General features: G+C 61.3%; 12 protein-coding genes. 6 read left to right on the top strand and 6 right to left on the bottom strand.

All coding sequences use genetic code 11. The features are described from left to right. The first annotated feature begins 248 nt into the window (after positions 1-248). The 6 genes from HFK74_RS27845 to HFK74_RS27820 all read left to right on the top strand — a co-directional run bounded on the left by HFK74_RS27845 (position 249) and on the right by HFK74_RS27820 (position 7,177). Entirely contained in the window at positions 249-1,265 is a 1,017-nt protein-coding gene (locus HFK74_RS27845) for an AraC family transcriptional regulator (protein WP_180206309.1), read from the top strand. A gap of 248 nt (positions 1,266-1,513) precedes the next feature. Then, a complete protein-coding gene (locus HFK74_RS27840; RefSeq protein WP_180206308.1) occupies positions 1,514-3,178 on the top strand; it encodes an AMP-binding protein in 1,665 nt (554 codons plus the stop codon). Between the two features lie 13 nt (positions 3,179-3,191). Continuing rightward, positions 3,192-3,953: an SDR family NAD(P)-dependent oxidoreductase gene (locus HFK74_RS27835; RefSeq protein ID WP_180206307.1), complete on the top strand. Its 762-nt coding sequence runs from the start codon at positions 3,192-3,194 to the stop codon at positions 3,951-3,953. A 12-nt stretch (positions 3,954-3,965) separates the two neighbouring features. After that, complete coding sequence (locus HFK74_RS27830; protein WP_180206306.1) at positions 3,966-5,159, top strand: acetyl-CoA C-acyltransferase; 1,194 nt, start codon at positions 3,966-3,968, stop codon at positions 5,157-5,159. A gap of 102 nt (positions 5,160-5,261) precedes the next feature. Next, a complete protein-coding gene (locus HFK74_RS27825) occupies positions 5,262-6,389 on the top strand; it encodes an acyl-CoA dehydrogenase (RefSeq protein WP_180206305.1) in 1,128 nt (375 codons plus the stop codon). A gap of 14 nt (positions 6,390-6,403) precedes the next feature. After that, entirely contained in the window at positions 6,404-7,177 is a 774-nt protein-coding gene (locus HFK74_RS27820; RefSeq protein ID WP_180206304.1) for an enoyl-CoA hydratase, read from the top strand. A 98-nt stretch (positions 7,178-7,275) separates the two neighbouring features. On the opposite strand, the gene HFK74_RS27815 is transcribed toward HFK74_RS27820, so the two are convergent. The 6 genes from HFK74_RS27815 to HFK74_RS27790 all read right to left on the bottom strand — a co-directional run bounded on the left by HFK74_RS27815 (position 7,276) and on the right by HFK74_RS27790 (position 13,819). Next, positions 7,276-8,427, bottom strand: a complete 1,152-nt coding sequence (locus tag HFK74_RS27815) for an acyl-CoA dehydrogenase family protein (protein ID WP_180206303.1) — start codon at positions 8,425-8,427, stop codon at positions 7,276-7,278. A 3-nt stretch (positions 8,428-8,430) separates the two neighbouring features. After that, positions 8,431-9,537, bottom strand: a complete 1,107-nt coding sequence (locus HFK74_RS27810; RefSeq protein ID WP_180206302.1) for an enoyl-CoA hydratase/isomerase family protein — start codon at positions 9,535-9,537, stop codon at positions 8,431-8,433. Between the two features lie 169 nt (positions 9,538-9,706). Continuing rightward, on the bottom strand, positions 9,707-10,537 hold the full coding sequence (locus tag HFK74_RS27805) for an alpha/beta hydrolase (protein WP_368738182.1): 831 nt from the start codon (positions 10,535-10,537) through the stop codon (positions 9,707-9,709). 29 nt (positions 10,538-10,566) lie between these two features. Next, a complete protein-coding gene (locus tag HFK74_RS27800) occupies positions 10,567-10,965 on the bottom strand; it encodes a Rid family hydrolase (RefSeq protein WP_180206300.1) in 399 nt (132 codons plus the stop codon). Further along, positions 10,962-12,194 (bottom strand): cytochrome P450, encoded by a 1,233-nt coding sequence (locus HFK74_RS27795; protein WP_180206299.1) that lies wholly within the window; start codon positions 12,192-12,194, stop codon positions 10,962-10,964. Before HFK74_RS27795 ends, HFK74_RS27800 begins: the two co-directional genes overlap by 4 nt. 2 nt (positions 12,195-12,196) lie before the next feature. Continuing rightward, entirely contained in the window at positions 12,197-13,819 is a 1,623-nt protein-coding gene (locus HFK74_RS27790; RefSeq protein ID WP_180206298.1) for an acyl-CoA dehydrogenase family protein, read from the bottom strand. Positions 13,820-14,148 lie beyond the last annotated feature (329 nt).

The raw sequence follows: 14,148 nt of genomic DNA, 5'->3' as shown, positions 1-14,148 counted from the left end.
GGCATGCCGAGCCCTAGCGAGGCACCGAGTGGTGGGGCAAAGCCTTTTGCTTACTTTTTGGCGTTTGAAAAAGTGAGTCGCTGTAAGAGCGAAACCATAAGTGGCCGTTACCGCAGAAATGGATATGTACGCAGTCAACAAAAGATAGGTCGGATACAACAAGCTAGCCACAACAGGGATCTGCGCCGCGCAGGCGGCTGCGTTAATATGCCCACCACCTCGAACCAGAACAGGGCACGCCTCGCGCAATGTCGGAAAAAGACACCATTTCCATTCAGCTGGTGCGCGAAGCGCTGCTGCAAAGTTGCGACCCGGGCGCGGCCACCGATGAGGTGTTGCACAAGGTCGGCATCGATCCAACGCTGCTCGGCAGCAGCGACGCCCGTGTTCCGGCAAGCGCCTATGCGCGTCTGTGGCGCTTGCTGGCCCGGCGGGGGGATGACGAGTTTTTTGGCATGGACCCGCGCAAGCTCAAATCCGGCAGCCTGGAGTTTCTCTGTCGCTGTGCCATGGTCCAGCCGAGCCTGGCCGCTGGGCTCACCAGTGGTTTGAACTTCCTGTCGTTGATGCTCGAATGCATGCCCGCCGAGCTGGTCCATCAGCAAAGCCTGGCGGAAATCGTGTTGCACGAAGACGACCATGAGCCGCGCCGCGCCTTCACTTACTTTACCTACTGGATGATCGTGCACGGCGTGGCCTGTTGGCTGGCCGGGCGTCGAATTCCGATCCTGGCGATCGAGCTGCGTTGTGCGCAGCCGGATTTCTGCCATGACTATCAGGTGATGTTCTCCGAGAACCTGCGCTTCGACCGACCGCGTACGCGGATGATCTTTTCCGCTGACTGCCTGGGTTTGCCAATCAAGCGCAGCCTTGAGGAGCTGCGGCGCTTCCTGGCTCATGCGCCGGCCAACATCCTGGTCAAGTACCGCGATCCGCAAAGCCTGGCCAGCCGCATCAAGCAGGACCTGCGGCAACTGCCCGCCGAGCACTGGCCGGAGACCGAAGCCCTGGCGCAACGCCTGTGCATGTCGGCCTCGACCCTGCGCCGTCGCCTGGCGGAGGAAGGCCAGACATACCAGGGGCTCAAGGACAGCGTGCGCAAGGAGCTGGCAATCAGCTGGCTGGCGGAACCTGCCATCAGCTTCGCCGAAATCGCGACCCGGCTGGGGTTTGCCGATACGAGTTCGTTCTACAAGGCGTTTCGCAAATGGTCGGGGTCCAATCCCGGGCATTACCGCAGCTTGATTCTCAACGAAACCCATTGACCCGGAATTCTGGTTGTACGTGCGGGCCTCTTCGCGGGCAAGCCTCGCTCCTACGGGACGATGATCTCCTGTAGGAGCGAGGCTTGCCCGCGAAGGCGGCCTCACAGTCGCCATGCATATCGATTCCTTGGCCAAACCAGTCAAGCAACTTGATAACTTTGACCATTGCCCGACACCCAGCGCAGAGCGAGTATTTCCCTGTTGGTTACGGTTCCCCCCACCTAACAAAAAATACATGGACTCTGGCAATGCGCGATTACTTGTCTGCCGTTTCACAGTTCAACTATCAGCACACCGTCGATGCCGCTCTCGCAGGCAATCTGACCGCTCTCAACGCCTGCATCGAATGTTGTGACCGGCATGCGCTGCCTGGGCGTATCGCGCTGTTCTGGGAAGGCCGTGACGGCACCAGCGCGACCTACACCTTCAACGACCTGCAGGACAAAGCCGCGCGCTTCGCCAACTTCCTGCTGGCCCAGGGCGTGAAGAAAGGCGACAAGGTCGCCGGTCTCCTGCCACGCAATATCGAATTGCTGGTCACCGTGTTCGCCACCTGGCGCATCGGCGCGGTCTATCAACCCTTGTTTACCGCCTTCGGCCCCAAGGCCATCGAACATCGCCTGGGCAGTTCCGGGGCCAAGGTGGTGGTCACCGACGCCGTCAATCGCTCGAAACTCGCGGAAGTCGCCGATTGCCCGACCATCGTCACCGTCGCAGCCCCCAAGGGGCAGGGGATTGTCCGCGGTGACTACAGCTTCTGGGCCGAACTGGCCAACTACGCCAATGTCTGCGAACCGGTGCTGCTGACCGGCGAAGACCCGTTCCTGCTGATGTTCACCTCGGGCACCACCGGCCCATCGAAAGCACTGTCCGTGCCGCTCAAGGCCATCGTCGCCTTCCAGGGCTACACCCGAGACGCGGTGGATCTGCGCCCCGAAGATGCCTTCTGGAACCTGGCCGATCCGGGCTGGGCCTACGGCATCTATTTCGGCGTCACAGGTCCCCTGGCCCTGGGGCATCCGATCACCTTCTACGATGGCCCGTTCACCCTCGAAAGCACCTGCCGGGTGATCAACAAGTATGGAATTACCAACCTCACCGGCTCACCGACGGCGTATCGCCTGTTGATCGCCGGTGGCGACGAGTTCGCCAGGTCGATCAAAGGCAAGCTGCGCATTGTCAGCAGCGCCGGCGAGCCACTGAACCCGGAAGTGATCCGCTGGTTCGCCGATAATCTGGATGTGGTCATCCATGACCATTACGGCCAGACCGAACTGGGCATGGTGCTGTGCAATCACCATGGCCTGGAGCACCCGATCCATATGGGCGCCGCCGGTTTCGCCTCGCCCGGCCACCGCATCGTGGTGCTGGACGACGACTACCGGGAACTGGGCGTCGGCCAACCGGGCATTCTGGCCATCGACCGCAGCCAGTCGCCGATGTGCTGGTTCGCCGGTTACGAAGGCGTACCGACCAAGGCCTTCGTCGGCAATTACTATTTGAGCGGCGACACGGTCGAGTGGAACCCGGACGGCAGCATCAGCTTCGTCGGTCGCAGTGACGACGTGATCACCACGTCCGGCTACCGTGTCGGTCCGTTCGATGTGGAAAGCGCCTTGATCGAGCACCCGGCGGTGGTGGAAGCCGCCGTGGTCGGTAAGCCCGATCCGGAACGCACCGAGCTGGTCAAGGCGTTCGTCGTGATCTGCTCGCAATACCGCGCCACGCCCGAGCTGGCCGAAGAGTTGCGCCAATACGTGCGCAAACGCCTGGCGGCTCACTCGTATCCCCGCGAAATCGAATTTGTCAGCGAGTTGCCGAAAACCCCAAGCGGCAAATTGCAGCGCTTTATCTTGCGCAACCAGGAAATCGCCAAGGCTCAAGAGGCCGCCGCGAAGAACGTTCCAGCTTGAAAAGGAAACAATGATGCAGATCGAAAACAAGGTTTTTCTCGTCACCGGCGGTGCTTCCGGGCTGGGTGCGGCGACCGCTGAAATGCTGGTCGCGGCTGGTGCCAAGGTCATGCTGGTGGACATGAACGCCGAAGCTGTCGCGGCCCAGGCCCAGCGACTGGGCGCGCAAAGCGCGGTGGCGGACATCAGCGACGAAGCAGCGGCCGAGGCCGCGGTACAGGCGACAGTCAAGGCCTTTGGCGGGCTCAATGGCCTGGTCAACTGTGCCGGCATCGTGCGTGGCGAAAAGATCCTCGGCAAGAACGGTCCGCACGCCTTGGCCAGCTTCAGCCAGGTGATCAACGTCAACCTGATCGGCAGCTTCAACATGCTGCGCCTGGCCTCGGCGGCGATTGCCGAGACCGACGCGGACGCTGATGGCGAACGCGGCGTGATCATCAATACTGCATCCGCTGCGGCTTACGATGGCCAGATCGGCCAGGCGGCTTACTCGGCGTCCAAAGGGGCGATTGTCAGCCTGACCTTGCCCGCGGCCCGTGAGCTGGCGCGCTTCGGCATCCGCGTAATGACCATCGCCCCGGGCATTTTCGAAACGCCGATGATGGCCGGCATGACCCAGGAAGTTCGCGACTCCCTGGCCGCCGGCGTACCGTTCCCGCCGCGCCTGGGCAAGCCTGCCGAGTACGCGTCGCTGGTTCGGCATATCATTGAAAACAGCATGCTCAATGGCGAGGTGATCCGTCTCGACGGTGCCTTGCGCATGGCGGCCAAATAAGGAGGATTTGTCATGACTATTGCCAACGATCCGATTGTTATCGTCAGCGCCGTCCGCACCCCGATGGGTGGTTTCCAGGGCGAACTGAAAAGCCTCACCGCACCGCAACTCGGCGCCGCCGCGATCAAGGCCGCGGTTGAACGTGCCGGTGTCGCAAGCGATGCCGTCGACGAAGTGCTGTTCGGCTGCGTCCTGCCTGCCGGCCAGGGCCAGGCCCCTGCGCGGCAGGCGGCGCTGGGTGCCGGGCTGGATAAATCGACCCGTTGCACCACCCTCAACAAGATGTGCGGTTCGGGCATGGAAGCGGCCATCCTGGCCCATGACATGCTGCTGGCCGGCAGCGCCGAGGTGGTCATCGCGGGTGGCATGGAAAGCATGTCCAACGCGCCGTACCTGCTGGACCGCGCCCGCAGCGGCTACCGCATGGGGCATGGCCGGGTGCTTGATTCGATGTTCCTCGACGGCCTGGAAGACGCCTACGACAAGGGGCGCCTGATGGGCACCTTCGCCGAAGACTGCGCCGAAACCCACGGCTTCAGCCGTGAGGCCCAGGATGCGTTTGCGGTGGCTTCGACCACCCGCGCCCAGCAGGCCATCAAGGACGGCAGCTTCAAGGACGAGATCGTGCCGTTGACCGTTACCGTCGGGAAGGAGCAGGTGACGATCAGCAATGACGAGCAGCCACCGAAAGCCCGATTGGACAAGATCGCCTCGCTGAAACCGGCGTTTCGCGATGGCGGCACCGTGACGGCGGCCAACTCCAGTTCCATCTCCGACGGCGCGGCGGCACTGGTGCTGATGCGCCGCTCCGAAGCCGACAAGCGTGGCCTCAAGCCGCTGGCGGTGATCCATGGTCATGCGGCCTTCGCCGATACCCCGGGCCTGTTCCCGGTGGCACCGGTGGGCGCGATCGAGAAGCTGATGAAGAAAACCGGTTGGTCGCTGAACGACGTCGATCTGGTGGAAGTCAACGAAGCCTTTGCCGTGGTCAGCCTGGTGACCATGACCAAGCTGGAAATCCCTCACGAGAAACTCAACGTGCACGGTGGCGCTTGTGCTCTGGGCCACCCGATCGGTGCCTCCGGCGCGCGGATTCTCGTGACCTTGCTCTCGGCACTGCGCCAGAAGGGCCTGAAGCGCGGCGTGGCGGCGATCTGCATCGGTGGCGGCGAAGCCACGGCCATGGCCGTGGAATGCCTGTATTGATCTGACTTTGTAGGAGCCGGCTTGCCGGCGAAGGCGCTCTCAAGGACGCCTTCGCCGGCAAGCCGGCTCCTACAGGGGCAATTACATTTTCAAGGAATGGTCATGATCCCCAATGACGAACAACAGCAGATACGCGACGCGGCCCGGGACTTTGCCCAGGAACGGCTGAAACCGTTCGCCGCCGAGTGGGACCGTGAACACCGTTTCCCCAAGGAAGCCATTGCCGAGATGGGCCAGCTGGGCTTCTTCGGCATGCTGGTGCCGGAGCAGTTGGGCGGTTGCGATACCGGTTACCTGGCCTACGCCATGGCCCTGGAAGAAATCGCCGCGGGCGACGGTGCCTGCTCGACCATCATGAGTGTGCACAACTCGGTCGGTTGCGTGCCGATCCTCAACTACGGCAACGATGGCCAGAAAGAACGCTTCCTAAAACCCCTGGCCAGCGGCGCGATGCTCGGTGCTTTTGCCCTGACCGAACCCCAGGCCGGCTCCGACGCCAGCGGCCTGAAAACCCGCGCGCGCCTGGAAGGCGATCACTACGTGCTCAACGGCTGCAAGCAGTTCATCACCTCCGGGCAGAACGCCGGGGTGGTGATCGTGTTCGCCGTGACCGACCCGGCGGCCGGCAAGCGCGGCATCACGGCGTTCATCGTGCCCACCGATTCGCCAGGCTATAAAGTCGCCCGGGTCGAGGACAAGCTCGGCCAGCACGCTTCGGACACCTGCCAGATTCTCTTCGAAGACGTGAAAGTGCCAGTCGCCAATCGCCTGGGTGAAGAAGGCGAAGGCTACCGGATCGCCCTGGCCAACCTCGAAGGCGGACGCGTCGGCATTGCCTCGCAATCAGTGGGCATGGCCCGCGCCGCGTTCGAAGCGGCCCGCGACTATGCCCGTGAGCGCGAGAGCTTCGGCAAGCCGATCATCGAGCACCAGGCCGTGGCATTCCGCCTGGCGGACATGGCGACCCAGATCGCCGTGGCGCGGCAGATGGTGCATTACGCGGCGGCGCTGCGGGACAGCGGCAAGCCGGCGCTGGTGGAAGCGTCGATGGCCAAGCTGTTCGCTTCCGAAATGGCCGAGAAGGTATGCTCCTCGGCGCTGCAAACCCTTGGCGGCTACGGTTACTTGAACGACTTCCCGCTGGAGCGGATCTACCGCGACGTGCGGGTTTGCCAGATTTATGAAGGCACCAGCGATATTCAACGCATGGTCATTTCACGCAATCTTTGAAAAGGAAACCACTTGTGAGCTACGAAACGATTTTGCTGGAAACCCATGGCCGGGTCGGCCTGATTACCCTCAACCGCCCGCAGGCGCTGAACGCGTTGAACGCGCAGATCGTCAGCGAACTGAACCAGGCCCTCGACGGCTTTGAGGCCGACTCGAACATCGGCTGCATCGTCCTGACCGGTTCGAAAAAGGCCTTTGCCGCCGGTGCCGACATCAAGGAAATGGCCGAGCTGACCTATCCGCAGATCTACATCGACGACCTGTTCAGCGACAGCGACCGCGTGGCCAACCGCCGCAAGCCGATCATCGCCGCGGTCAACGGTTTCGCCCTGGGTGGCGGCTGTGAGCTGGCGCTGATGTGCGATTTCATCCTGGCCGGCGATAACGCCAAATTCGGCCAGCCGGAAATCAACCTCGGCGTGTTGCCGGGCATGGGCGGCACCCAGCGCCTGACCCGCGCCGTGGGCAAGGCCAAGGCCATGGAAATGTGCCTGAGCGGACGTTTGATCGATGCCGTGGAAGCTGAGCGTTGCGGCATCGTGGCGCGCATCGTGCCGAGCGATGAACTGCTGGACGAAGCGCTGAAAGTCGCAGCCTTGATCGCTAAAAAGTCGCTGCCGATTGCGATGATGGTCAAGGAAAGCGTCAACCGTGCCTTTGAAGTGAGCCTGTCCGAAGGCGTGCGCTTTGAGCGTCGGGTGTTCCATGCGGCGTTTGCGACGCAGGATCAGAAGGAAGGGATGGCGGCGTTTATTGCCAAGCGTGAGGCTGAGTTCACCGGAAAGTAATGCGGCGCTCCCGCTGACGCCTTCGCTGGCAAGCCAGCTCCTACAGGGCTTACGCAATCCCTGTAGGAGCTGGCTTGCCAGCGAAGCATTTTAAGGTTTCACACCAGGTAGTTCTTCAATTCCCGGGCAATCACCATCCGCTGAATCTCGCTCGACCCTTCATAGATCTGCGTAATCCGCGCATCCCGGTAATACTTCTCGACCGGGTAATCTTCCAGATAGCCATACCCGCCATGAATCTGAATCGCTGAGGAGCAGACTTTCTCGGCCATTTCCGAAGCAAACAGCTTGGCCTGCGAAGCCTCCGACAGACACGGCTTGCCGGCCGTGCGCAGGCGTGCCGCGTGCAGGATCATCAGCCGTGCGGCGTTCAGTTGCATGTGCATGTCGGCCAGCAGGTTGGCGATGCTCTGGTGTTCATTGATCGTTTTGCCAAACTGCACGCGCTCGCGCGAATAGGTCAGCGCCGCTTCGAACGCCGCGCGGGCAATGCCCAGTGCCTGGGCGGCGATGCCGATGCGGCCGCCTTCGAGGTTGGACAGGGCGATGGCCAGGCCCTTGCCGCGCTCACCCAACAGGTTGGCTTCTGGAATGCTGCAGTTGTTCAAGGTGACCGCACAGGTATCGGAGGCGCGTATGCCCATTTTGTGTTCGGTGCGGTCGACGATGAAGCCTGGAGTGTCGGTGGGTACCAGGAACGCCGAAATGCCACGCTTGCCCAGATCCGGGTCGGTCACGGCAAACACGATGGCCAGCTTGGCCCGCTTGCCGTTGCTGACAAACTGCTTGGCGCCGTTGATCACCCACTGGCCATCGCACAATTCGGCGCGGGTGCGCAGGTTATGCGCCTCGGAACCGGCTTGGGGTTCGGTCAGGCAGAAGCAACCAATCACCTGGCCGCTGGCCAGGTCCGCCAGCCAGGTCTGTTTCTGTTCTTCGCTGCCATAGTTGAGCACTGGCCCGCAGCCCACCGAGTTGTGGATGCTCATGAACGCGCCGGTGGCGCCGTCGCCGGCAGAGATTTCTTCCACCGCCAGGGCATAGGCGACGTAGTCGACATAGGTGCCGCCCCATTCCTCGGGCACCACCATGCCCAGCAGGCCCAGCTCACCCATCTTCGCCACCAGGGCGTCGTCGATCCAGCCGGCTTTTTCCCAGGCCTGGGCGTGGGGCGCGATTTCGCCACGGGCAAAGTCCCGGGCCATGTCGCGGATCATGACTTGTTCTTCTGTCAATTCGAGATCGTGCATGGCTTAGCTCCCGCTCTCATCGAAACCGTTGAAGAAACTTGCTACGTGCTCGGCGTCCAGCGCCTGCAGGGTAGGCGGGTTCCAGCGCGGATTCTTGTCTTTGTCGATCAGCAAGGCGCGCACGCCTTCGATCAGGTCGCCGCGCTCGAACCACTGGCGGTCCAGGTGCAGCTCAAGGGCGAAGCACTGCTCAAGCCCCAGCTGCCGACCGCGCCTGAGCATTTCCAGGGTCACGCCCATGGCCAGGGGCGAGCGGGTCTGCAACAGGGCGGCGGTGGTCGTGGCCCACTCATGGCTGTCGGCGACCGTTACTTCACGCAGTTGCTCCACAATACTCGGCACATCGGGCAAGGCGAAGAAGTGGTCGATAGCCGGGCGCAAGGCGGTCAGCGGCGCATCGGGCAACTGTTGCACCCCCAGTTTCGCCAGCAGGCCCTGAAGGTCCTTCAGTGGCGTGTCATTCCACTGCAGTTGATCGAGTCGTTCATCCAGCGTGGCCAATTTGCTGCTGTCCACATACCAATCGGCCAGGCCGCAGTACAACGCATCGGCCGCGCGGATCTGCACGCCGCTGACGCCCAGGTAGATCCCCAGCTCCCCAGGGATGCGTGGCAGGAAGTAGCTGCCGCCAACGTCCGGGAAATAACCGATGCCGACTTCAGGCATCGCCAGTCGACTTTTTTCGGTGACCACCCGCAGGTCGGCGCCTTGCACCAGGCCCATGCCGCCACCCAGTACGAAGCCGTCCATCAAGGCCAGCACCGGCTTGCGGTAATGGTGAATCGCGAGGTCGAGGGCGTATTCCTCGACGAAGAAATCTTCGTGCAGGGTGTCGCCGCTCTTGAAGCTGTCGTACAGCGAGCGAATGTCGCCACCGGCACAGAAGGCTTTTTCCCCGGCACCGCGCAGCACCACCGCATGCACCTGGTCATCCTGCGCCCAGGCGTCGAGCTGACGCTGCAGGTCGCGCACCATGTCCAGGGTGATGGCGTTGAGGCCGGCGGGGCGGTTGAGGGTCAGGTGACCGATGTGGTTGCGAACCTCGGCCAGCACTTCGTTCTGAGTGGCATCCATGGACGAAGTCCCCTTCGATAAAACCTGAGCAGTCATCACTAACTCCCTGCTTTTATTGTTCTTTATAGACAAGCTCGCGCGCGAGCGATGCCGGATCGTAACAGTGCAAATTTGCCGTTTACAAGGCGAAATGATGCAGGTTGTCTCTGCATTTATGCATGGGCGGACAAAAGCCGGGGCACGCTGTCCCGGCTTTACGGACCCCTCAACGATGCAAGTGCTCTTGCAGGACTTGTGCGCACAAGAGCAGGCCCTTTTTTGCCGCGTCAAAGCGAGCCGGATAGTTGATGAACCCGTGAGGCATGTCGGTGTACTCCTTGTGTTGCACCAGGACATCAGCTTTCTTGAGTTGACGCGCGTACTGCTGTCCTTCGTCGCGCAACACATCACGTCCGCAGGTGATGATCAACGCCGGTGGCAAGCCTCGCAGGGTTTTAGCGTAAACAGGTGAGAGTCTCGGGTCTGCGCGGGACACGCCGTCCGGTATGTAATGCTCGATGTACCACTCGAGCATTTCACCGGTCAGCCCGGGTTCTTTGGCGAACTCTTTATGTGAGGGATTGTTTGCCAGGCAATCGAGCAAGGGATAGAGCAGCAGTTGAAACGCCAACCGTGGCGAACCCCGTGCGAGGGCCCACTGGCTGACGACAGCCGCCAGCCCGCCCCCGGAACCGCCGCCCGCCACGGCCATTCGCGAAGAAACCAGCCCCAGGCTCGAGCCTTGGTCAATTATCCATTGCGTTGCGGCACAGCAATCTTCCACTGCCGCCGGGAACAGGTGTTCCGGAGGGCGGGCATAGTCCACGGCCACCACCGCGCAACCTGCCCATTCACACATGTGCCGGCAAAAGCCGTCGTGGGTATCCAGATCACCGGTGACCCATCCACCCCCGTGGAAAAACATCAATACGGGGAAGGGACCTGGGCCGGCAGGCGTGTAGAGCCGCAAAGGCAGTGGTCGTCGCTGATTATCGATGATCAGGTCGCGAACCCTGACGACCATCAATGAGCGCAGTGCAGTCCTGACGGTTTCCACGTCAGGTCCTGAGTCTCGCAGCGGGGCCGTCATAGCTCGATCTCGCAGGCAGTGGCTTCGGTGGTGAGTTCGACCACATATTCCTTACTGATCAAATCGCTGACTGCCAGGCACATCAATGTCGGCGGGTGCCCCTTGAAAAACTTCTTGTGCGCTTTGGCGATGTCCGGCCAGAACTTCATGCTGGTGGTGTAGATGCGGATCCCGATGATGCTTCGCCGATCGACGCCAAGCTGTTTGATGGAGTTTTCGATAATTTCCAGGCAACGCAGGGTCTGCTTATAGGCATTACCCGGTTTGAAGGGTTTGCCTTTTTCATCGAACGCCACGGTACCGCCCATCAAAATCCGCTCACCGACGCGTATCGCCCGGCAGTATCCGGCCATTTTTTCCCATGGGGCTTGCGAAAAAACACGTTGGATTTTCATTTTGCCGCTCCTTTGCCCAGATCGATGGGCAGTGATTTCAGGCCACGAAACTGCAGGTTGTTGGTACGCCATATCGCTGGTTTGTCGGTGATCAGGTGCAACGTCGGGAATCGCTTGAACAACGAGGTGAACACCACTTCCGCCTCCAGGCGGAATAACGCGGTGCCCATGCAGAAATGCTCACCCCGGCCGAATGCAAGGTGATCGTTGTGTTTGCGATGGATGTCAAAGTGGTCAGGGTGTTCGAACTTCGCCGGGTCACGATTGGCGGCGGCACGCATCAAGTAGACCAGTTGGCCTTGTTTCATCGTGACACCGTGGATTTCCACATCTTCGTTGAGTACGCGATGACTGAATGACCCGGCGGAGTCGTAGCGCAGCATCTCTTCGATGGCCGGTTTGACCAGGCTCAGGTTGGCCAGCAAGGCCTGGTGCTGCTGGGGATGCTCAAGCAAGTGCAGCAAACCGAGGCACAGCTGATCGGCACTGGTGGTGTAGCCCGCCACGAGGATGAAGACGATCTGTGCCAGTACGTCTTCATTGCTCGATGCGCTGTCCTTGCCGGCTTCCAGTACCCGGCTGACCAGGTCGTCCCGCGGCTGTTGCCGGCGCTGTGCGATGACGTCGGCAAAATACGCGTACATTTCCTCCACGCCCTTGAGCGCTTGCGCCGGTCCATGGTCGGGGTCGAGGCTGCCGACCAGGAATATCAGGATGTCATCGGTCCAGCGCCGCAGCTTCAACGCGTCCTCGCGCGCGATGCCGTAGAGCTTGGCCAGGATCAGCGCCGGTACGCGGTTGAACAGATTGGCCATCAAGTCGCTTTGTTGTTCGAGGCAGGACAGCTCCTCGTCGGTGATGACCTCGATGGTTTGCCTCAAGGTTTCGATGGCGCGGGGCGTAAAGGCCCTGTTCAACAGGTGGCGGCTGGCCTTGTGTGGATCACCGTCCTGGGAGTACATCCAGTCCGAGGCGAGTTTGACGAAGCTTGCCAGTTGCGCCCGTTTTTCCTCGGGCACTTGGGCATCGACCAGCTGTTGCATGCGGTTGGAGGAGTAGCGTCTGGCGTCACCTTGGGCGGCGAAGACATCGCTGTAGCGGGTCAGGAACCAGGCCTTGAAGTGTGGACTCCAATAGACCGGATGGTGCTCACGCAGGTAGCGGTAAGCCGGGTAGGGGTCGCGGACCGTTTCGCGACAAGTGAAGTCGAGCAGCGCTTGATTATCCATGGTCATTGCTCTCCGAACAGCGCAGCGGTGAACTGGCGGATGTAATCCGGCTTGTCGATGGGCGCGCTGACCAGTTCACGCGGTGGTGCCAACAAGGCAGCCAGCATGGCCAGTTGATCTTCGCCGGCATGACTGTCCAGGTCGTTGCTGTTGGCGACGAATCCGCCTTCGCTCAACGGCACGGCAAATACCTGGATCAGGTCCTGGAGTGTCTGGGGCGACACGAGGTGGTGGTTCTCGACTTCTCCGATAATCAGGTCAAGGGCGCGGGCGTACGTCAGGGCGACGGCTTGACGGTGGGAGACTTCGCCCGGGTTTCGACAGCGTTCGACAATGTCCTTTTCAATGCGCTGGGCAAGGTTGGCGGTAGGGCGCGAGGCAAATCGCGGCCGGGTGATCGCATCCCCGGCCACCTGGTAGGCCATGACACTGTTGTCCCCGGCAAACGTCACGCTGATCTCGCAGTCCATGCGCAACGTGACGATCTGGTTGTAATGGTGGAAACCCTGGGAGCCGCAGATTTCCCGGCACTTGCCCATGACATCCAGCGCCATCCAGGTACCGACACTCTTGGCGATGGCGGCGAGGATGTGCAGTTCCTTGCGCTTGTGCAGTTGATCCCAGTGCGCTTCGAATTTCGACACGATGGCCTGTTCCAACAGCTTCAGGGCCAACGCCTTGAGTTGTTCGGTGTACAGCCGTTGGCGAATCAACGGTTTGATCAACAGCGGGACCTGCGTGCTGCCGGCTTGTAGCTGGCGATGGCCGGCGAAACGGTAGGCGAGGTGGGCGCACAGGCCGGCGCCGCTGCTCGCTGCGGCCAGGAGCAAAAGACGTTCTTGAATGAACGTCTCCATGGCGCAGGTCAGGCGTTCGCTTCCGGGGACATCGCTGCTGAACGCGCCGTCCCTGGTGAAGCGTGCGTGCCGTTGCATCAACGCGTCCTGCGTCAGTTTCATCTGCTCGAAGCGAATACCGGCCACCTGGTTGGCGTGGATTCCACCCTTGGGATCGCAGGCCATGACCTTGACGCCGGGTAACAACGGGCCATTTTCCTGGTCGCGGATCGGCACCCGAAACCAGTGCAGCCCTTCGTCCTCGCCGTCGACGATCAAGCGCGCCAGCACCATCACCACTTGCGCTGCGTGCAAGGCATTGCCGATCCAGAACTTGCAAGCGGCGGGGGACGGCGTATGCAGGATCAGGCACTGGCTCTGCCGTTCGTAGGTGACCCGGGTTTGCAGGTTGCGGACATCCGAGCCGCTGTTGATCTCGGTACAGCCAAAGGCATACACCGCGCCCATCTCGATCACTTCCTGGCGGTAACGCGCGACTTGCAACGCGCTTGCCTGGGCGAACAGGGCGTTGCCGGCGATCATGTGGTCGACGATCGACGAGAACAGCGCATAGTCGTACGCGCCGATCAGCCCCGTGCGTTCGTACATCTGGCGAAAGTCTGACTGGCGCGCCTGGCCCAGCCACATGTCATTGGTGATCAGGCCATTGCGGACTATCGTGCGCATGCGCTCGATAGTCAGGTCCATGTAGTCGCGCAGCGGCAGGTGGTGACGTTTTCCGGGGTCGAACAGCGGGGTGCCCAGCCGTTGCAGGAGTGAGGTGCTCATCGGATGTTCCTCTCGTAGATTTCGAAAAAACAGTTTCGAAACCACCAGAGTCAGAGAGCTGGCGGAACTTGAAGCACGCGAAATCACGGGCCTTGGCAGCCGGGGCTATTTTTCTTGCCCACGGCTGGTTACGCGAGGGAGTCGCGGTGTTTCACAAGGAGGCGCGGTTCTGTCAAAGCGCAAAGCCAGCATCGCCACCCAACAACGTTGAGTATTTCTCCATAGCCAGACTTCCTGTGTCATCGCTACTGGACTTTTACGGCGAGCCAGACTTCGTAGTGAAAGGCAGACAACTCTGTGCGGTACGTTTTTCACTGTAGCCGCTGAAC

It is taken from the genome of Pseudomonas sp. SbOxS1 (assembly GCF_013416725.1).
Lineage (GTDB): Bacteria > Pseudomonadota > Gammaproteobacteria > Pseudomonadales > Pseudomonadaceae > Aquipseudomonas.
This window is presented reverse-complemented; position numbering and strand designations above follow the sequence as displayed.

Bases quoted from the DNA above. Each gene is read 5' to 3' on its own strand.
- HFK74_RS27825 (WP_180206305.1), top strand. From the start codon at position 5,262: ATGATCCCCAATGACGAACAACAGCAGATACGCGACGCGGCCCGGGAC.
- HFK74_RS27810 (WP_180206302.1), bottom strand. From the start codon at position 9,537: ATGACTGCTCAGGTTTTATCGAAGGGGACTTCGTCCATGGATGCCACT.
- HFK74_RS27830 (WP_180206306.1), top strand. From the start codon at position 3,966: ATGACTATTGCCAACGATCCGATTGTTATCGTCAGCGCCGTCCGCACC.
- HFK74_RS27840 (WP_180206308.1), top strand. From the start codon at position 1,514: ATGCGCGATTACTTGTCTGCCGTTTCACAGTTCAACTATCAGCACACC.
- HFK74_RS27845 (WP_180206309.1), top strand. From the start codon at position 249: ATGTCGGAAAAAGACACCATTTCCATTCAGCTGGTGCGCGAAGCGCTG.
- HFK74_RS27835 (WP_180206307.1), top strand. From the start codon at position 3,192: ATGCAGATCGAAAACAAGGTTTTTCTCGTCACCGGCGGTGCTTCCGGG.
- HFK74_RS27795 (WP_180206299.1), bottom strand. From the start codon at position 12,194: ATGGATAATCAAGCGCTGCTCGACTTCACTTGTCGCGAAACGGTCCGC.
- HFK74_RS27790 (WP_180206298.1), bottom strand. From the start codon at position 13,819: ATGAGCACCTCACTCCTGCAACGGCTGGGCACCCCGCTGTTCGACCCC.
- HFK74_RS27815 (WP_180206303.1), bottom strand. From the start codon at position 8,427: ATGCACGATCTCGAATTGACAGAAGAACAAGTCATGATCCGCGACATG.
- HFK74_RS27800 (WP_180206300.1), bottom strand. From the start codon at position 10,965: ATGAAAATCCAACGTGTTTTTTCGCAAGCCCCATGGGAAAAAATGGCC.